The 18,613-nt window shown below is 61.7% G+C and carries 19 protein-coding genes and 4 pseudogenes; 4 read left to right on the forward strand and 19 right to left on the reverse strand.

Annotated elements, in window-relative coordinates:
* Positions 1-61: 61 nt before the first annotated feature.
* The 12 genes and pseudogenes from MA07_RS27150 to MA07_RS27210 form a co-directional block, all read right to left on the reverse strand.
* Positions 62-819 (reverse strand): annotated as a pseudogene (locus MA07_RS27150) (TerC family protein).
* A gap of 39 nt (positions 820-858) precedes the next feature.
* Positions 859-1,326: a hypothetical protein gene (locus MA07_RS27155; protein ID WP_036359845.1), complete on the reverse strand. Its 468-nt coding sequence runs from the start codon at positions 1,324-1,326 to the stop codon at positions 859-861.
* 2 nt (positions 1,327-1,328) lie between these two features.
* A complete protein-coding gene (locus MA07_RS27160; RefSeq protein WP_036359848.1) occupies positions 1,329-2,621 on the reverse strand; it encodes a hemolysin family protein in 1,293 nt (430 codons plus the stop codon).
* Positions 2,622-2,693: 72 nt separating this feature from the next.
* On the reverse strand, positions 2,694-3,362 hold the full coding sequence (locus tag MA07_RS27165) for an exopolysaccharide biosynthesis protein (RefSeq protein WP_036359850.1): 669 nt from the start codon (positions 3,360-3,362) through the stop codon (positions 2,694-2,696).
* A gap of 152 nt (positions 3,363-3,514) precedes the next feature.
* Complete coding sequence (locus MA07_RS29295) at positions 3,515-4,048, reverse strand: PRC-barrel domain-containing protein (RefSeq protein ID WP_160195512.1); 534 nt, start codon at positions 4,046-4,048, stop codon at positions 3,515-3,517.
* A 122-nt stretch (positions 4,049-4,170) separates the two neighbouring features.
* On the reverse strand, positions 4,171-4,755 hold the full coding sequence (locus MA07_RS27180) for a DUF2076 family protein (protein ID WP_036359859.1): 585 nt from the start codon (positions 4,753-4,755) through the stop codon (positions 4,171-4,173).
* A gap of 31 nt (positions 4,756-4,786) precedes the next feature.
* The gene (locus MA07_RS27185) at positions 4,787-5,503 is read right to left on the reverse strand and encodes a Bax inhibitor-1/YccA family protein (protein WP_036359862.1); all 717 of its coding nucleotides are present in this window, start codon (positions 5,501-5,503) and stop codon (positions 4,787-4,789) included.
* Positions 5,504-5,523: 20 nt separating this feature from the next.
* Complete coding sequence (locus MA07_RS27190; protein WP_036359865.1) at positions 5,524-6,285, reverse strand: anti-sigma factor; 762 nt, start codon at positions 6,283-6,285, stop codon at positions 5,524-5,526.
* A complete protein-coding gene (locus MA07_RS27195; RefSeq protein WP_036359867.1) occupies positions 6,278-6,823 on the reverse strand; it encodes a sigma-70 family RNA polymerase sigma factor in 546 nt (181 codons plus the stop codon). The genes MA07_RS27190 and MA07_RS27195 overlap by 8 nt, the downstream gene beginning before the upstream one ends.
* Complete coding sequence (locus tag MA07_RS29870; protein WP_152569044.1) at positions 6,820-7,314, reverse strand: hypothetical protein; 495 nt, start codon at positions 7,312-7,314, stop codon at positions 6,820-6,822. The genes MA07_RS27195 and MA07_RS29870 overlap by 4 nt, the downstream gene beginning before the upstream one ends.
* 173 nt (positions 7,315-7,487) lie before the next feature.
* On the reverse strand, positions 7,488-7,748 hold the full coding sequence (locus MA07_RS27205; RefSeq protein WP_036359872.1) for a hypothetical protein: 261 nt from the start codon (positions 7,746-7,748) through the stop codon (positions 7,488-7,490).
* Positions 7,749-7,899: 151 nt separating this feature from the next.
* Positions 7,900-8,268, reverse strand: coding sequence for a sulfite exporter TauE/SafE family protein (locus MA07_RS27210; protein WP_081929194.1), 369 nt, complete (start codon positions 8,266-8,268; stop codon positions 7,900-7,902).
* Positions 8,269-8,500: 232 nt separating this feature from the next.
* Here MA07_RS27210 and MA07_RS31345 point away from each other — a divergent pair.
* The 3 genes and pseudogenes from MA07_RS31345 to MA07_RS31305 form a co-directional block, all read left to right on the forward strand.
* Positions 8,501-9,328 (forward strand): annotated as a pseudogene (locus MA07_RS31345) (universal stress protein); the annotation flags it as partial.
* 152 nt (positions 9,329-9,480) lie between these two features.
* Positions 9,481-12,006 carry a cation:proton antiporter gene (locus MA07_RS27220; protein WP_081929195.1) on the forward strand — a complete coding sequence of 842 codons (2,526 nt, stop codon included), beginning with the start codon at positions 9,481-9,483 and terminating at the stop codon, positions 12,004-12,006.
* Between the two features lie 64 nt (positions 12,007-12,070).
* Positions 12,071-12,202: a hypothetical protein gene (locus tag MA07_RS31305; RefSeq protein WP_280114263.1), complete on the forward strand. Its 132-nt coding sequence runs from the start codon at positions 12,071-12,073 to the stop codon at positions 12,200-12,202.
* Between the two features lie 33 nt (positions 12,203-12,235).
* On the opposite strand, the gene MA07_RS30360 is transcribed toward MA07_RS31305, so the two are convergent.
* The 7 genes and pseudogenes from MA07_RS30360 to MA07_RS30560 all read right to left on the reverse strand — a co-directional run.
* Positions 12,236-12,847 carry a DUF3124 domain-containing protein gene (locus MA07_RS30360; RefSeq protein WP_052003611.1) on the reverse strand — a complete coding sequence of 204 codons (612 nt, stop codon included), beginning with the start codon at positions 12,845-12,847 and terminating at the stop codon, positions 12,236-12,238.
* Positions 12,847-13,056 (reverse strand): hypothetical protein, encoded by a 210-nt coding sequence (locus tag MA07_RS30365; protein ID WP_036359875.1) that lies wholly within the window; start codon positions 13,054-13,056, stop codon positions 12,847-12,849. Before MA07_RS30365 ends, MA07_RS30360 begins: the two co-directional genes overlap by 1 nt.
* Positions 13,057-13,629: 573 nt before the next feature.
* Positions 13,630-13,785, reverse strand: a complete 156-nt coding sequence (locus MA07_RS30370) for a hypothetical protein (protein WP_160195513.1) — start codon at positions 13,783-13,785, stop codon at positions 13,630-13,632.
* A gap of 93 nt (positions 13,786-13,878) precedes the next feature.
* Positions 13,879-14,364: pseudogene (locus MA07_RS31350) on the reverse strand (alpha/beta hydrolase fold domain-containing protein); the annotation flags it as partial.
* 218 nt (positions 14,365-14,582) lie between these two features.
* Positions 14,583-16,184: a calcium-binding protein gene (locus MA07_RS28275; protein WP_052003613.1), complete on the reverse strand. Its 1,602-nt coding sequence runs from the start codon at positions 16,182-16,184 to the stop codon at positions 14,583-14,585.
* A gap of 569 nt (positions 16,185-16,753) precedes the next feature.
* Positions 16,754-17,716 carry an AraC family transcriptional regulator gene (locus MA07_RS29305; protein ID WP_081929196.1) on the reverse strand — a complete coding sequence of 321 codons (963 nt, stop codon included), beginning with the start codon at positions 17,714-17,716 and terminating at the stop codon, positions 16,754-16,756.
* Between the two features lie 357 nt (positions 17,717-18,073).
* Positions 18,074-18,172: pseudogene (locus MA07_RS30560) on the reverse strand (IS6 family transposase); the annotation flags it as partial.
* A gap of 55 nt (positions 18,173-18,227) precedes the next feature.
* On the opposite strand from MA07_RS30560, the gene MA07_RS27245 reads away from it, so the two are divergent.
* Complete coding sequence (locus MA07_RS27245) at positions 18,228-18,467, forward strand: PhzF family phenazine biosynthesis protein (protein WP_244445370.1); 240 nt, start codon at positions 18,228-18,230, stop codon at positions 18,465-18,467.
* Positions 18,468-18,613 lie beyond the last annotated feature (146 nt).

Below are 18,613 nucleotides of genomic sequence, written 5' to 3' on the forward strand. Positions count from 1 at the left end.
TTTCAAGGGTAAAGTTGAGGGCAACGGGGCCAGGTTTGACGCGGCCTCGTTGAGGGAGATCTCACTGCTTCGATCCGGATGGAGATCCGGCGGCCTTTCGCCGGGCGGCCCGGCGCGAGAGCATGTTGGGGCCTTCGATCAGGGCGAGAACGCCATGGCGGCGTAGATGTAGCCCTTCGGCACATGCGCCCCGAACCCTTCCGCGATCAGGGTCATGCCGATCATCAAAAGGAAGCCCAAGGCCAGCATCACCACCGTCGGGTTGTTGCTGATGAACTGGGCGAGCGGGTTGGCCGCGAGCAGCATGACCGTCACGGCGGCGACCACCGCTATGACCATGATCATCACGATGTTGGTCATCCCGACCGCCGTGATGATGCTGTCGAGCGAAAAGACAAGATCGAGTAGCAGGATCTGGGTGATTGCAGCGCCGAATGTCATCGTCGCCTTGGTGGTGTCGAACACGTCGTCGTTCGGCGTCGGGTCCACACTGTGGTGGATCTCCGTGGTCGCTTTCCAGACCAGGAAGAGACCGCCGCTGATCAGGATCAGGTCGCGCCAGGAGAAGGCGTGTCCGAACAGAGTGAAGATCGGCTCCGTCAGGGTGACGATGATCGCGATCGTGCCAAGAAGCCCCAAGCGCAGGATCAGCGCCAGCCCGATGCCGATGCGGCGGGCCTTCGAGCGCTGGTGCTCCGGCAGCTTGTTGGTGAGGATCGAGATGAAGATCAGGTTGTCAATGCCAAGCACCACCTCCATCACCACGAGGGTCGCCAGCGCCACAAGGGCCGTCGGATCGGAGATCCAGGAGAAGTCCATGCAATGTTCCTTATGGTCGAATGTTCGCCGCGAGTGCTGCTATTTCAGCCGGCAGTCCGTCACGTGCCACAGGCCCGATGGCGGCGACGTGTAGGGCTCCACGTTGCGGCTTGTCCGCATACGAGAATCGACAAAGGCCCGCCCGAGATCGAGAAAGGACACGTGGCCGACCTCTCCGGCTGGGGTAGTTTTGAGACCTTTGCCGTCCAGCAGCTGGTAGTTGGTCCTGATCCTGGGATCCTGTCCTGCCGCGTCGGGTACAGATGTAATCGTTCCCGCGCCCGTGCCTCGATCGGCATCGACGCGAAAGCGGAAGGTCTCATTGGTCTTCCGCACAGTCACGCCGAATCCAGGAACACCGTCGACGCGGCTGCTGCGGATCTCGAAATGCTCGGCGGCATACTTCGGCCGGAAAGTGGCGTTCTCCAGCTTGCAGACCGCAGCCATGGCCATGGAAGGAGTCAGGATCAGCAGCCCGGCGATTAGAACAGTGACATGATTGCGCATGATCAGGCGGCCTCCTTGGCCTCAATCCGGGAGGCCAGCACCTTGTCGATGCGGCGCCCATCCAGGTCGACCACCTCAAAGCGCCAGCCCAGCGTCTCGACGGCTTCGCCTGCACCTGGAAGATGCTGGAGTTCGCCGATCACCAGCCCGGCCACGGTCTGATAGTCGCGCCGTTCTGGCAGAGAGATCCCAAGCTGGTCCGCCATCTCGTCGGCCGGCATCCAGCCGGCTAACAGCCAGGATCCATCCTCCCGCTGCACGGCCTCGGGCTCTTCCTCGTGCTCGTCAGAGCGGAAGGCGCCGGCGATCGCATCGAGAATGTCGGCCGGCGTGACCACGCCGTCGAAGTGCCCGTACTCGTCATGCACGAGCGCCATCGGGACCTCGGCCTGCCGCAACACCTCCAGGGCGTCCAGAGCATCGAGGGTATCGGGGATGATCGGCGCCCTGCGCAAGTGCTTGCGGATGTCGAGAGCCTCCTCCCGCAACGTGGCGGCCAGGAGCTCCCGGGCCTGCACGACGCCTAGCATATTGTCGGGATGGCCCTCCGCCACCGGGAGACGCGAATGCGGGGTGTTGATCAGGATATCGCGGATCTCGGATGGGCTGTCGCTCAGATCGATCCAGTCGACATCGGTGCGGGGCGTCATCACTCCGCGTACCGCCCGATCACCCAGACGCATCACGCCGGCGATCATCTTGCGCTCGTCGGTTTCGATCACGCCCGCGGTCTCCGCCTCGGCCATGATTGTCTTGATCTCCTCCTCGGTGACTGCGCTCTCTGACGCCGTGCTCTGGCCAAAGAGCCGGAAGATCAGCTTGGTCGAGGCATCGAGCAGCCAGACGACGGGAGCCGCGATCCGCGAGATCAGGGCCATAAGGGGCGCGACCGTGCAAGCAATCCCCTCCGGGCTCTTGAGTGCCAAATGCTTGGGCACGAGTTCGCCCACCACGACAGAGAGATAGGTGATGGAGCCGATCACAAGGCCGTAGCCCAGCGGCTCGGCTACGCGCTCGGGCATTCCCTGGCCGAGCAGGATCCCGGTGAGCATGGCACCAAGCGCCGCGCCGGAAAAGGCGCCCGCCAGGATGCCGACCAACGTGATGCCGATCTGAACCGTCGACAGGAACCGTCCCGGGTCCTCCGCCAGCTTCAAGGCCGTGGCAGCGCCGGCCCGGCCATTGTCCGCCATCATCTTCAGGCGGGCCTTCCGGGCCGACACGATGGCGAGCTCCGACAGGGCAAAGAGGCCATTGAGGCCGATGAAAAGGACGGCAATGCCGAGTTCAAGCACGATGTATCGAGTGCCAGGGGCACCCCTCCAGGAGGATCGACGGTATGGGTGTAGGGTTCTGATCGGGAGCTCTCATCCGAGGATCACCCACAGCTGGTCGAAAAAGGCGTTGATGCCGGCGAGGATTGCCGACGAGATCGCCGCCAGGATCAGCAGGCTGCCGATGGCGGAAAGCCAGCCCACGAGCGTAGCCAGTCCATCCCGCTCCAGGATGCCAAGCGCGAAAGCCGCGATGGCGAAGGCCGGGGGAATGTTGCCGAACGGGATTGGCAGGAACAGGATGATCGCCAGCAGCAGGCAGGCCGCGCCGACGATCCGCTCCGGAAGCGGGTGAAGCAGCATGCCGAGCCGGGGGCGCAGGAAGCGTTCCGCCCGGTGCAGGGTGGGACTGAGCTTTGCGGTAAGCAGTGTGAAGAAGTCACGGGAGATCGACCGCTCACGGATGAAGTGCGGCATCCACAGGGTGGAGCGTCCCAGCATCAGCTGCGCCGTGATGAAGAGCAGGGGTGCTCCAAGCACCGCCGACATGCCGGGCGGCAGCGGCAGCACGTTGGGCGCGGCGAACAGGAGCATCAGGGCGCCAAAGGCCCGGTCGCCGAAGGCGTCCAGCACGTTGCCGATGCTGATGGTCGGGCTGGATCGGCCGGCGAGGTCGCTCAGGACCTCGGAGAACCGTTGTCGGGGCTCCACAGCGTCGTCTGGTGAAACGACCGTGGAGAGACTACTGGAAGGGTCGGGCATGGGCCTGTCTATAGTGGCTCACATGGAGGAATGCGAGTGGGGATGGTCAAAAGGTCGTCAGGGATCCTTGGGAAGTCCTGGCCGGAGCCGAACCGCCTTACCGATGATCGCCGTGAGAGATCATCGGTCTTCAACACTGCAGAAGGAGGGGGCTACTGCTGTGGCACGCTGATCTGTTGGCGGTCGTCGAGATCGCGGAAGGCGTTGCTGTCGTTCTTGAACTCCGCCAAGCCGGCGAGCTGGGCAACATCCATGTTGCGTAAGGTCACCTTCTCACCCTGAACGGCGATGTTCTCGAGCGGAAGCGTGATCGCCTTGGCGCCAAAGCCGAGGAAGCCGCCGCGCTCGATGACCACGAACTGTTTCTTGTCCGTGTTGTTCTCGACCACACCTTCGATGTCGCCGATCCCCTTTCCATCCGCGCCGACGAGATCCATGTCCTCCACGGCGTCGACCGTGAGGATGCGCGTCGTCGCCCCGAGCTTTGTCGTGGCCGTGGTTGAGCCAGTGGTGGAGCCCGACTCCGGTGCGGGCGATGTGTGTGCACCAGGAGAGGCCGGGGTAGCGACGGCCGGGCTTGAGGACGCAGGTGGCGTCGGGACCGTCTCAGGCGAGGAGGTTTGCGCTGTGGCGGGCACCATCAATACCGCCAGCGTGGCTACTGACAGAACAAAGGCTTTGGTCATTCTCATTATCTTGATACAGGTTTAGACGGTTCTGCCGGCGCCATGCGCCGGCAGAACGGCAGTGCTTGATTGGGGCGAGGCACCATGGCGGCCCTGAACGCAGGGCCGCGCCAGCCTCAGGATCAGATGTCTTCCTCAAACCCGAAGTCGCCGCCGGCATCACCGAAGTCCTCGGCTGCTGCCTGCTGCGGCTCGGCCTGACCGGCATCAGCGGCCTTAGCGTCGTCGCCTCCCGAGAAAGCACTGGCGAGCATGTTGCCGAGCACCACGCCGCCGGCCACGCCCATAGCGGTCTGGGCTGCCCCGGCCAGGAAGCCTCCGCCTCCGCGGGGAGCCATGCCGGGAGCCATGCCACCCATTCCAGGACCACCATGAGGGGGCATGCCGTGCATCGGCTGCGGCTGGTAGGGCTGATGCGGCTGGGGACGGGACTGCCCGCCACCAAACAGGCCCGAGAGGAAGCCACCGCCTCCGGCAGGACGGCTGGCGAGTTCCTGCTCCAGCTGCTGAATGCGCCGTTGAGCGGCGCTCAGCGCCTGCTCCTGCACCACGATGGTCTGGGCCATGTAGTAGGGCGCATTCGGCTGCTGGTTGATCTGCGAGCGGATGAAGTCCGCCGCCTGCGCGTCCGGAGGCGTGGCTTGGCGTTCAACCTGGGCGATCTTGCCGAAGAGTTGCTCGATGGCCTGACGATCCTGATGGTCCATGTAAATCGATCCTTTCTGAAATGGTCGGTGATTACTCTTCCCGCTGCCCGGTGAGGCTCAGCAGCAGCTGGAAGATGTTGACGAAGTTCAGATAAAGCGAGAGTGCGCCGAACACGGCCATCTTGCTGTTGGCCTCATGGCCGAAGCCTTCGGCGTACTGCTCCTTGATGTTTTGCGTGTCATAGGCGGTCAGACCCGTGAACACGAGCACGCCGATGATCGAGATGGCGAACTGCAGCAGGCTCGACCCGAGGAAGATGTTGACCAGCGAGGCGATAAGGACGCCGATCAGACCCATAACCAGGAACGAGCCGAACTTCGAGAGATCGCGCTTGGTGGTGTAGCCGTAGAGGCTGGTGGCGCCGAACATGGCGGCGGTAATGAAGAAGGTGCGGGCGATGCTCGCACCCGTGAACACCAGGAACACGGAGGCGAGCGACAGGCCCATCACCGCCGAGAAGGCGAAGAAGGTCGTACGGGCAGAGGCCGCCGTCATCCGCTCCATGCGGAACGAGAAGAAGAAGATGAACGCCAGCGGCGCCAGCATCACCACCCACTTGAGCGGTGTCTGGAAGATTGGCACGTAAAGGGCCGGCGTCGAGGCGACGAAGAAGGCCACAATGCCTGTCACCACCAAGCCGATGCCCATGGTGTTGTAGACCCGCAGCATGTGCTGGCGCAGGCCCTCGTCGAACAAGGCGCCGCTCGCGCGGGCCGTGGCGGTCTGCCAAGCATAAGGTGTGTTCATCGATGGTGTCTCCTGGTGGTTTACTGAAGCTTGCGGGACAGCCGGAGGGCCGCCCGTTCAAGGGCTTTGTCGCTGCCGTTGCCGGTCAGCGCATAGGCGAGCTGGCCAGTCTGCCAGTACACCGCCGTCGCTTTATCGAAGCGGGCCGGCATTGGAGCGATGACGTCGAAGGCGGGAGCCTGAGCGGCGAACAACGACACCCGACCGAGCTCGCCGGCGTCAATGGCGATCTCGATGCTGTGTCCGTAGCGGGACGGGAAGATCTGCGCGTCCCGCACCTGCCAGTCCTCGGGAAGGGACGGGAGCCGGATCCCGGTCTCGGCCAAAATCTCGGCGGGGTCGTAGTCCTCCACCTCGGGCTGCGAAACCATGCGGGCCCGCAGGAGGCTTGTCTCATGCGAGTGCAGGGCATCCTCGACGAAAGCTGGCGGCTTGGGTGAGGCCTCGCTGTCGGTGATGCCCAGGCCGACCTGTCCATGAGCGAACCAGCCGAAGCCGACGAGGGCCACGACAGCGGCGACCCGGCGGAACTTGAGCCGAAACTCCTGCCAGCCGAGAGCCCGCTCGAGCCGATCAGCGGCCACCAGCATCGGCTCGGGCGGACGGGGCAGGGGCGCCGCATGGAGCAACCGGAGGGCATCGCGATCCTTCAGATCGGCCATGACCCGAACAGCGGCGTGCGGGTCGTGGGCAAGGTGCTCCTCGACCTCGATCCGCCGCGCCGGGTCGAGCTGGTCATCGATATAGGCGAGAAGGTCCGCTTCGGTGATGGGGTCAGGCATCGGATCCTCCGACGACGCGCAGGCTTGGGCGCCTGGCTTCGGATGGCTGAACATCGGCTCCCGCCTCGAAGCCCCGCAACGCGGCGCGGGCGCGCGCCAGGCGGGACATGAGCGTGCCAACCGGGATCTTCAGGGCATTCGCGGCTTCCTGGTAGGACAGACCCTCGATGGCCACCAGGTGCAGGGCGGCCCTCTGCTCATCCGGCAGGCTCATGAAGGCGTTCTGGACCTGCTGAAGCCGCACCCGGCTTTCCTGTTCGGGGGGAGCCGCGGTGTCGATGAGGAAGGCGACCTGCTCCAGACGGCGAAACTCCGCCACATGGCTGCGCCGATGATCGATAAAGGTGTTGTGCAGGATCGACAGCAGCCAGCCACGCAGGCTGCCTCCGGTACGGAACGACCCTTTCCGTTCATAAGCTCGGACAAGGGTGTCCTGAACCAAGTCCTCGGCCTGCGACTCGTCCCGTGTCAGGGAGCGGGCGTAGCGCCGCAAGGGCCCGAGCAGTCCGATCACATCCGTGCGTGTGGCGTCGTTCATGTGAGGTGTACGGAGCTGCTTGCGGGCTTAATCCGCATGCTTGCGAAATTTTTTGTTTCTTGATCGATCATGCCAGCGCCTGCCTTGCCCGCGCGGCGGCTGCGCTGGTCTCGAAAGCCGTGACGAGCCGGTCCAGGCCGAAGGGCTTGCGCAGGAAAATGCCCTTCCGCAGCCGCCCCGGTGGCCCGGTGGCCCGGTGGCCCGGAGACCGAGGCAAAGGCGTAGACTGTCGGCTTGTCTGGCCAGACGAAGCTGAAGGTGGCGCCGACCTCCCAGCTGTCGACCTCGCCGGGAAGTTGAACCTCACAATCGAGGCCATCGAAATCGACGGCGGAGATGGGATCGAGATCTGCCTCACCGGATCCGGAAGCAGCCAGCACAGCGTCATAGCCGACTTGCCCAAGGGGGCGGGCAATCAGCTCGCGGAGGTTGGCATCAGTCACGACAAAGAGAATGGCGGGTTGGACGCCATGAGGAGCAGTGGAATCCAAAATCGGATCCTCCAGTTGCGGTCACGCTCGTGGGCGCAAGGGCAAGAGAAGGTGTCCGACATCGCGAGCAGCGACCTGCTCGCCAGAGGGGCCCGGACCCCGTTGTTAAAAGGTGAGGATGGCAAGGCTTGGGTTCAAGATCTGCCCGCCATCGCGGCTGGGAGATGATCTCCCTAGCAGTGCTCGACGATCGTATACTCCGCATCGATTACGCCATCCTTCGGCCGCTGCTGTGCCTGACGCATCCTGCGGCGGAGATAAAAGTGCAGGGCAATGCCGCCGGCAAGCATTAAAGGCAGGACGACAAACAGCCCGATGGGTAGGACGGCCAGAAGGGCAGCTGCGGCGCAAGCCAGAACAATGAGCCTCGTGAAACCGCCCCAGAATCGGTTAGTGCTGGCCTTGATGCCGTGACCGGCATAGTTCATCCGCATTAGCGTACCTCTTGCAACCGCCACATGAAACTCGCCCGCGTTGCGAGTACGGCTCCATGCTCTCCTATAGTGGTATACGGAGCCGATGGGGCTACGAATCCCGAGATTACATCGAGGTTTGTCGGATAGCGAAGGCCCAAGGATTGAAGTCTCACGAGAATGCTGCTGCCGGCGCTGGGAGATCCACCATGCCTTGCACGAGCATGATGACACTGAGTGCCTCCACGAGGCCAGCCGAAGGCAACGGGAGGTGTTGAAGGACACGATCTGGCAGATTGATCCATTTCGAGGCGTGATGCACGCACCAGGCGGCCGCAACGCTGATGGACGCCATGGTGATCGCCAAGCCCAGGCTGAAGGCGGCCATCGTCGCGGCCCCGAGGGTGAACTGGCCGAGTTGAAGGCAGATCTGCAGCACGGTGGTCGAGGTCGGGCAGGGCATCAGGCCGCCGGTGATACCAGAAAGTGCGATCTGGCCCGTGGTGACTTGACCGCCGTTGGCCGCAAGCTCCCGGGCAATATGATCGGAGTGTTCGCGCGCGGGGCCTCCTCGTCCTAGTCAGCATGATCATGGCCATGATAGTGCCCGTGGTCGTGCTACGCGAACGTAAGCTTTTGTAGGCATGGTCGCCAGGCGCAGGCGGGGCGTGAACTCGTGCGGCTCGGTCAGCTCATCCGCGTGGCGACAGGCTTTGATGAGGGAAGCATGCTGATCCTCGAGGAGGAGTAGCGGCTGCTCAGCCACGGACTTCTCGACCCGCGCGCAGCGGGCCGTGCGGCGGGCTGGCCTGCTGCCGCGGGACAACGGTGCCGAACTGACCTTCGTGCATGTCGTGGACGATGACCAGCCGCCGGACTTGGTCGCGCTGGAGAAGCGCGAGGCCGAGCGGATCCTTGGTGAGCAGATCGGCGGGATGGGCGAGTTGAGTGGCCTCCGGCCGCGAGCCCTCGTGGTCGCAGGCGACCCGTTCGACGGCATCCTGCGCGCCGCGGCGTCAGCGAGCGTGGACCTGATCGTCATGGGAGCCCACCGCAAGCAGCTCCTGCGCGACATCTTTGTCGGAACCACCATTGAGCGTGTGATACGCACGGGCCCGTTCTCGGTTCTGATGGTGAACAGGGAGGTGGATCAGCCGTACCGGACGGCCTTGGCCGCGGTCGACGTGTGCGAGCCGTCCGTGAGCGCCATCATGACCGGGATTACCCTAGGGTTTCTCGGTGGAACCCGGCTTGCGCTCGTTCATGCCTTTCTGCCGCTGGCGAAAGGGCAGATGTTCCGTGCCGGGTTCAGCCGGGGCACGATTGACGGGTACGTGGCCGAGGAGCGTGTCCGGACGTCCAGGGATCTGATCAAGTTCCTGTACGCGAACGGACTCGATCACCAGGGATGGTCGATCCGCCTTGAGGAGGGCTCTCCGCTGGAGGTGATCTCCAAGACCGCGGAGCAGTTGAGGCCCGATGTCTTGGTCATTGGGACGCATGGCCGCAAGGAGATCGCCAGGGCCTTCCTGGGGAGCGTGACCGAGGAGGTCATGCGGTCCCTCGACGTCGACGTCCTAGCGGTCCCGCCGCTCCGGTGAGGCGGCAGGCCCGCCGATTTCCACACGCTCGCGCTTGCCGGAGCAGACCGTGCTCCGCTGCCGTGTTCCTGTCCGGCATCTATGGACGACCTGGGTTATGCTCCCTACAAGGTCTCGACCCTTCCCGTCATCCCTGAGGAGCGCGAACCGCCGTGGAGTTGCCAATCGTTCTATTGGTGCTTGCCGTCCTCCTGGTGGTGATCAGCCTGGCCCAGCCCATTGCGGGTATCGTCCGGCTGCCGTTTAGCGTGCTCCTGGCCGTGATCGGCATTGTGATCGGCGCTGCCGCCTCCTTCCTCTGGTACACGGAGTTCACCGACGCCTTCAACGACGTGGCCCGTGCCGTCCTCGACTTCCCGGTCGGCTCGACGGTCTTCCTCTACGTGTTCCTGCCCACCCTACTGTTCCAGACAGCGCTGACCCTCGACGCCAGGCGCATGGCTCCAGACTGGGTGCCGATCCTCGTCCTTGCCGTGCTCGCCGTGCTCATCGCGACCGTGATCATCGGCTATGCCCTGGTGCCCTTCGCCGGACAGCCGCTGATCGTCTGTCTCCTGCTCGGGGCCATCGTGGCGACCACCGACCCGATCGCAGTGGTCGGCATCTTTCGCGACATAGGCGCGCCTGCGCGCCTCGGGCGGCTGGTCGAAGGCGAGAGCCTGCTGAACGACGCAGCGGCCATCACCCTGTTCAGCGTCTTTCTCGCCGTGCTGGTTGCCGGCCAGCCGCTCAGCCTGATGGATGCCAGCCTCGGTTTCGCCCGCACCCTCGTCATCGGCGCGCTCGTGGGCTATGTCGGCGCCCGCATGGCGGCCTGGCTCATCGGCTCCATCCCGGATCATCGCGCAGCCAAGGTCTCGATCAGCTTCGCCTTGCCCTACCTCGTGTACATCGTTGCCGAGCAGGGTCTCGGTGTCTCGGGCGTGATCGGCGTGGTGGTTGCCGGCATGACCCTCAACCTGCTCGGTCCCGCCCGTGCCTCACCCGATGGCTGGAGCTATCTCACCGGCATCTGGGAGCAGGTCGCCTTCTGGGCCAGCTCATTGGTGTTCGTGCTGGCTGCCATCCTCGTGCCCCGGCTGCTGGCGGATCTCACCTGGCTCGACCTCGCCCTGATACTGGTGGTGGTGGCTGCGGCCCTGCTGGCGCGGATCGTGGTCCTGTTCGGCGTGCTCCCGCTGCTCACGACGATGCGGCTTTCTCCACCTGTCAGCCGGTCCTACCGTCTTGTGATCCTCTGGGGCGGTCTCAGAGGCGCGGTGACCCTGGCGTTGGCCCTCTCCGTGACGGAGAACCCCGCTGTGTCGGCGGAGGTGCATCGCATCGTCGCGATCCTAGCGACTGGCTTCGTGCTGTTCACGCTGCTGATTCAGGGCACCACCATGGGCTGGCTGATCCGGGGGCTCGGCCTCAATCGCCTGTCGGCCCGAGACTTGGCGCTCCGCGGGCAGGTACTGGCTGTGGCGCTGGAGAACGTGCGGGAGGCCGTCGAGAGAGTTGCCGAGCTGTACAAGGTCGGATCAGCCACGGCGCTCGCCGAGGCTCGCCGCTATGCCGAGCGGATCGATGCGACCGCCGCCCGGACCGAGCAGGGGCAGGGCCTCTCCGACCTAGAGCGGCTGTCCCTCGGCCTCGTCACGCTGGCCGGGCGGGAGCGGAATGTCGTCCTGGAACATTACCGAGCCCGGATTGTGTCGGCGGCGCTCGTGCAGCCACTGCTGGCCCAGGCCGAACTGCTTATCGACAAGGCCAGGGCAGGGGGGCGGGCGGAGTTCCAGCGTGCCGTGCGGCAGACGCTGGCCTTCGACTGGCGCTTCGGTGTTGTCCAGTTCCTTCACCGCCGGCTCGGCATCGGCGGACCCCTAGAACACCTCCTCGCCCGCCGCTTCGAGATGCTGTTCGCCACGCGAATCATCGTCGAGGAACTGGCTCCGTTCATTGACCGCAAGATCGTGCCCATCCTCGGCGCGCGCGTGGGCGAGGTCCTGGGTGAGATCCTGGAGCGGCGGCGGGAGGCGATCGACGGCGCCCTTGAGGCCCTGCGCCTCCAGTATCCAAGCTACGCAGAGGCCCTGGAGCACCGCTTGCTGCGCAAGACTGCCCTCCGGCAGGAAGAGCTCGAATACGACGTGCTGCTGGTTGACGGCCTGATCGGGCCTGAGCTCCACGCCAACCTTCGTCGCTCAATCGAGGAGGAGCGCCGCAAGGCCGAGATCGAGCCCCGGCTCGACCTTGCGCTGCACGCGCCGGAACTCCTGGCTCAACTGCCCCTGTTCTCCGAGTTCACGCAGGAGCAACTCGACACACTCGCCAAGCGGCTCCGTCCGATCTTCGCAGTTCCGGGCGAGCGCCTGATCCGGCGTGGCGGCCCGGGCGATGCTGTGTATTTCATCGCGTCGGGCGCAGTCGAGGTGAGCATCCCTGGGCAGAAGATCCGGCTCGGCCGCGGCGACTTCGTCGGCGAGATCGCCCTGCTCACCGGCAGGCCCCGCCAGTCGGACGTGCATGCGATCGGCTACTGCTTCCTGCTCCGCCTAGACGTGCGCGACTTCAAGGCATTCCTCTCTCAGCACCCGGCCACCCGGCAGCACATCGAGGAGGTGGCGGCCCGGCGGGTGGCAGACAACGAGAATGCTGTTCACTCTCCCGCGACATCCCAGCCCCGAGCGGGAACGTAAGTGGCGGCAGCACCTCTGCGTGGGCTCCCCCGTTGGATCCAAGCGATCATTCCCCGAGACCGCGATGGGGATTCCTCCCGAACTGCGGATATTCAAGCACGGCTGGATTTATCTTCTCGGCATGCTGATCGCGACGGCCACGCTGCTGACCATGTACCATCTCGACCCATCGACCCCGCGGATAGCCTTGCTTTAGGGGACGCTGAGCCCTCGCCCGCGTCCCGGCTCCTCACTCCGGCTGCACGATGCGCTCCGGGCGGCCGGGGCTGACGAACGAGTACGTTGCGTTGCCCTGAGTGCCGATCATCACCGCCTCGATCACGGGCTCGCTGATCGGACCGTCCGCCGCCCAGTCGACCACGAAGTTCGCGCCGGACCCGGCCCGACGATCCTCGCCCGCGACGAATATCTCGATGGTGCCGAGCGGCCTGAGGGCGACAGGCTCCTCCAGATAGCTCTGAATGAGCTCGCCATCGGTGTCGTGGTAATTGATCCGCTTGAGCAGGAGGGGCTTGTCCCGGGAGGTGTTGTGGATGCTCAGCGTGGTCGCGAGGTCGATGCGGGAGCGGCCGCTCATGATGCGGATCGCGGGATAGGCCGGAACATACACGGTGCGGCGGACCTGGGTACTAGCCGGATGGGCCTCTGCGAGGGACGCCTGGAAGAGATGGACCGGATCGGCGACTTGCGCGTGCAAGGGCCCGGACCGCATCTCCGACAGCGCCATCCTGCCCTGCTCACGGACATGGATGATCTGGATGGGATGGTGTCCCGTGCTCCAGAGCAGCAGGCTTATCCCGAGAAACAGCAGGGCAATGACCTCAAACATGCGCCTGTCCATCACAACCTCCTTGGTTCCAAGAGGTCCTCCGCGCAATACCTCTTGAAGCGCGTGATTTTGTCTGAAGGATCTTGCGCCACTACGTAGAGCAGGACGAGACTTTCGGCGAACAGGAGAACGTTGATCGTCAGGGCAGGATTGCTGATCCAGGACGATGTCAGCGTGCTGACGATCTTGGACAGGAAGGTGATGCCACCGAGAAACAGCATGCCTACAAAGCCCTAATCCCAGCCCGTCTTTCAGGAGATGCCGTCCAACTAGCGGGTCAGGCACGTGCCGGTGGCCTCCAACGAGCACAGCAGCCACGAGGAATTTCGCAGCGTTGATTGAATCGGGGATTCCTGCGCGTTTGGCAGATGCAATCACCACCATCTCCATTGGTGGTTCCAAACCAAGATGGCGAACCCTGGTAATCTCCCTTTTGCGGGCAGCACCGGAAACACCGCCTGATATAAGTCCACAAGTTGGTGAGTCGAATAGGACAAAGGTCAGGTGGAATGGGGGCCGGACAAAGGACAATGTCTTCAAATGGCACATCCCAGAAGTACAACGAATGTCCGCTCAAGCGGGGAACAGCGGAAGTTGCTGGAGGGTATGGGATCGTCAGTGCCTGACCCAGAGCTGACTTTATCTATTGCGAGGCAGCAAACATTTCCTTCATCCCTGGTTCTGTAGCTCCCACTTCAAAAAATCAGCAGGTAGACGGAGCGAACGGGTCAGGTTCCCTTCCGCCATGGTCCGCAGCCCGCGCAGATATCACAGAAGCCAGGTCTTGGACGCTCTCAACTCACGCGCGTTCCAGTCGGCCAGTTCGGCACGATGCCTCCACTGGCGCGCGACGGCCCGAAGCTCCGACCGGAGTTCCGGCGATGGCGCGGATCGCTGACAAGGCACTCGGCCTCGACAGCCTTATCCTGGTAGCGCTGAGGCGGTCTCATGGTGTTCTCCCGAGAAGGTGACAAAACCAGTGTCGTACCCACAGCACTGCCCCGGGTGTTTGTCCCGGGGCAGGCTTTGGAGGTTTGTAAGGCTTACTGATCGAAGGCGATCTTGAGGGCGGCGCTGGCCTGAGCGATGGCAGCCTTGGCGGCCATGTTGCCGCCGGCTCTGTCGCCGGCCACCACCAGACGAGAGGCCTCCACGTTCAGCGCCTTGGCATTGTCGACCACGTACTTGGTGGCAGCATCGGCCTGCTCGTTGTTGGCGGGGTACCTCACCTCCGGAGCCCGGTCGTAGTGAACGAAGACCATGGCGGCATTGGCACCGGCAGCAATCTCGCGGATCAGCTAGTCGTGGGTGTTGGGATCACCCATGACCCAGCCGCCGCCGTGGAAGTACATCACCACCGGCAGGACACCCGTGGCGCCAGGGGGACGGACGATGCGAACATTGACCCTGCCGGTGGGGCCGACCGGGAAGACGGTATCTTCAACAGTAGTCGGAGCACTCGGGATGGTAGGGCTCTGGGCACCGGCCAGCACGTTGTGGGCCTGATCGTAGCTCAAGGTGTAGATCGGGCACCGGCCGACTTGGCGAAGGCGTCGATGAAGGCTATCCCCTTCCGCTGCACACGTGGAACTTCTCCGGTACAGCCCTCTAGTTCTCAGCGAGTAGCTCGACATCCTGCTTTATGAGCCGTTGCCAAGCGGCATTGCGGTAGCGCTGGATGATCTTTCTTACCACGCAGGCCAGGGCGCAGCCGGCGGCTCAGACCAAGCCGTCGGCTGCAACTGGGCTAGATCACGAAGAAGTCCGAAGCAGTCATTTTTAGGTTCTTGGATATTGTGGCGAAGGCTACGGCTTTGGCTGCACCTATCCCATCTGCATCGTAGTAAAGTACGCCTTTCTCCTTATTATAGATTATACGATCTTCCGCGTCTTTTGCGGAACTCCCAATTTGGAAGGCATCCTTCGCAAGCTTTCCGGCTTTACCAACCTTCTTCATGATCCCATTTTCAAGATGTATAGTATCGTCCTTCACGATAAAATCGGTGATCTTGTCGAGGTTCGCCTTAGCATCGAGCTTGGTATTGAATACGAACGTGTCCTTGCCTGCTCCTCCTGATAAAGCGTCAGAAAGAAGTCCGCCGTTCAGTTTATCGTTGCCAGCTCCGGCAATTAGATTGTCTTTCCCTCCAAGCCCGAGAAGAACGTTTGTACCGTCCGTTCCAACGATTGTGTTATTCGTATTCGATCCAGTTAGATCCAGCGCTGCTGCGCCAACGGTTTGAGAGGCCGCGAGCGTCTCAATTTCCGCAGAGAGCCCGAGAGCGTAGCTAACCGTGGTTTCTACACGATCGAAGCCGAAGCCCGAAGCGTCCGAGACTGCATCGAACGCGTTATCTACGAGGTAGACATCGTCGCCTGCACCCCCGTCCATAATGTCTGCGCCAGCACGGCCGTCGAGAACATCGTTCCCGCCACGGCCCAAAATTGTGTTGGTTCCAGCATTGCCGACGATTGTGTTGCCTGTGTCGCTGCCAGTTAGATTGATGGTATCTAGCGCAGCTGCGTTGCTTGTCTGGAGAAGCTCGATGTCTGCGGCCATGCCAAGTATGTAGCTGATGCTTGTTGTAACGACGTCACTGCCGCCGCCGACTGCATCGATCACGATGTCACCAGCATTATCGACGAGGAAGCTGTCGTCGCCAACGCCGCCATCCATGATGTCGGCGCCGGTTCCGCCATCGAGAAAGTCATTTCCACTCTCTCCCTGCAATGTATCGGCACCACCTTGTCCGAATAGAGTATCGTTCCCTAAACCACCAGACAGGCTGTCGGCGCTTAGATCGCCTGAGGCATCTTCGGGATTGGGAGAAGCCAAAATACTGGGTCCAAAAGCGGAGTCATCTGTTATCAAGGTATTGACTGAAATTGTGCCGAAGGCCGCAAATGATGGCGCAATGGGCGAACCACCGTAGATTATGTCATCCCCCGACCCACCTTCCAAAGTGTCAGCTCCGGTTCCTCCAAACAGGCTGTCATTGCCGGTTCCGCCGTTTAGAAGATCAAAACCCGCATCGCCGCTGATGTAATCAGCGCCGGCGACCCCAAACAGCGCGTCATTACCGTCGCCTCCCAGAATGGCGTCGCTGTAGTTTCCTGGTAGGAAGATCCCGCCGTTTGTCTCACCATAGACTACGTCGTTGCCGCCAAGGCCTTGTAAAACATCCGTTCCTGATCCACCGATAAGATAGTCGGAGGCGTTAGAAGCTGAGATCCAATCGTCTCCAGCACCTGATCGCACGATGATGCCGGTATCACTAGGTACAAATTGGAAGTAAAAGTCGTTGTTTGCACCTACGCCAACGAATTCATTTGTTGAGTTTGTTGTCACAATTTCCCTCCACACGGAATAATGTCCGACGCGCTACTCAGTACCTGAGCGGCTTGACCTGCGTGATGCACAGACGGAACTCCGACTAGCGCCAACGGAAATGTGACTCGGAATTTTTGATGCCGCGCCCCTCTGGGCGAGTGGAGCGTGGGCGCATGGGGTTCCCCCACCCGCTCCCATATGGGCTGTCGTTCGGCAGTAGGAGGTGCCTCATGAAATTGCTAACTAGCAAGAGGACAGGATCGTTCAGCGGGTGGCGACTGCGAACTGCAGGCTCATTTCTTCAGCCGCCAGCTCATAGATTTGAATATTTCGGCCGAACAACACACCGGCAGTGACTAGAAGCTGACAGCCATAAACGGAAAAGATGCCGATTTGGGCGGGGAGGCGGCCCTATTATTGGCTTCTACTTGGCGTGAATTGCCGTTGTTACTGATTATTGATCCTATAGGTAATTTTTTCGTCACAGATTTATTTGAAGAGACTCAAAGATCAAACCCCCACAATCAGGGAGCGAGTGCCTTGGTCTCTAACGGATTGTGCAGTTTGTGAAGTCTTGTCTGGTATTGTCATAGGTTTCGCACATCTGAGGGACTTAGTTGGTAACGCGCCCTGAATAGCCGATAAAAGGTGGAGGGTTCGACAAAGCCGACATCGAAAGCGATGTCCGCTATAGGGCGGCTGTGGCTGCCCTGCGTTCTTAGACTATCGTAAGCTCGGCGCAGTCGGCGTTCATTTACATAATCTGTAAACGTTGTACCTTGCTCGGCAAACAGGGAGCGGATGTAGCGGGAACTCAATGACAGGTTGGCTGCTGTAGTTTCTGCACTAAGGCGCGTGCTTGTTAGATTAGCAGCAATATACTGCTTTATAGCAGCAAGCCGTGCTGCTCGAACCCCTCCAGTGCGAGCTGTCTCTTCGCCATCCCGATTTGCACCTAGAGCAAGTGCGAGAAGATCGGTAAGGTGCCTCGCAACAACAGGACTATGAGACGTCAACCCTTCGATTGTGTGGATCAAGCGAAGGTAGTCGAACAACAGCCGGCTCTCAGGCGCTGCCATGTCGACCTTGTCAGGTGCAATATCATCAACATTATTGACCAGGGTTGCAACTGTAGAACGTTTAAAATGGATGCACATCATCCAGCTTCCGTCAGACGTAGTCCCCTTCCAGCGACGGTCCAGAGCGGTCAGGCACCCCGAGCCCGGCCGGATCTCTATGTCACGCTGTCCAGGCTGAACTAGTCGGTAGTGACCAGCCATCCAGGAGATACATAGATCATCATTCCCATCCGAGATAAGTGACTTCGTTCGGTTCCAAGACATGGGGTCAACGGCCCCGGAACTGGTCGTGATGTTAGGCAAGATCAGCGTTGATGTATTAAGCCTCAGACGCCCTCCCTCTGCAGGGGCAAGGTCAAGGCGCATTGCAATGTTGCCAAAGAACTCCCGCGCCACAGCTTCACGCTCACGTGCTGGAATGGCATCAGTCGACATGATCAATCGCGAAGTGGTGCCGGGAATGATGGACATCGTAATACTCCGATATAATGTTGTTACTTAATCAGAGCTGGATATTTTCTATACATTCAGAAGAATATATTGCCATTATTTCAATAGATGTTCAACATCCATCACGAGCACTGGTACGATCCGAGTGAAATGTTAAGTCTATAGCAACGGCAGCTCTGACGGAGTCGTTGAGGCTATGCGGCTTAGCGGCTTCGTGATCCACACACCTTGGCGCTCTTTGGGGAGATGAGCGATGACCAAGTCTTACTCGTTGGAGCTGCGCCGCCGGGTGGCGCGCTTTGTCGAGGCAGGGCACCCTTGCCGGTTCCGTCGCGAATCGGGGGGAGCGTGAGAGAATGGCAGGTCGTCGCTACGCGCTCATGCAGCGAGCCGCTCCAATTGCCTGGCAAGCGAATGCTGCTGACTGCAGGCATATTTTGCCTGCTGTTTGCGCAGCATATGGACCAACTCGATACCACATGATGTCCGTGTGCGCATCTTCCATCGCACGGCAATACGATCCGAGCCTGATGTGTTCGCCCCACTTGCTGGCACTTGGGAGGACCCGGCGAAATGCAGCGCCAGCTCTACACTTGGTGCGCTGCTGCTCTCGCTCGACGGTACGGACAGGGTTGCCTTCTCCCTCACACAGGGCGTCGAGATGGGCCGGCCGAGCTTGCTCAAGGGGACGTCGTGGCGCGCTGAAGATGGCTATCACTCGCGCGTCGGCGGCCATTGCATACCGATGTTCCGAAACGAAGCGCTGCTTTAGATAACCGAGTGCGCCAAGAGTATCCCTCTGTGCCATAAACAACCGGAACTTGACGAGGGCTGCTTTTGGCACGAGGCGGAAGTACACCGAATATCTCCTTGAGAAGGGTACAGCGGACGTTCCTGAAGGGCAGGGTAGCTTAGAGT

This window comes from Microvirga sp. BSC39, assembly GCF_000739015.1.
Classification (GTDB): Bacteria; Pseudomonadota; Alphaproteobacteria; order Rhizobiales; family Beijerinckiaceae; genus Microvirga.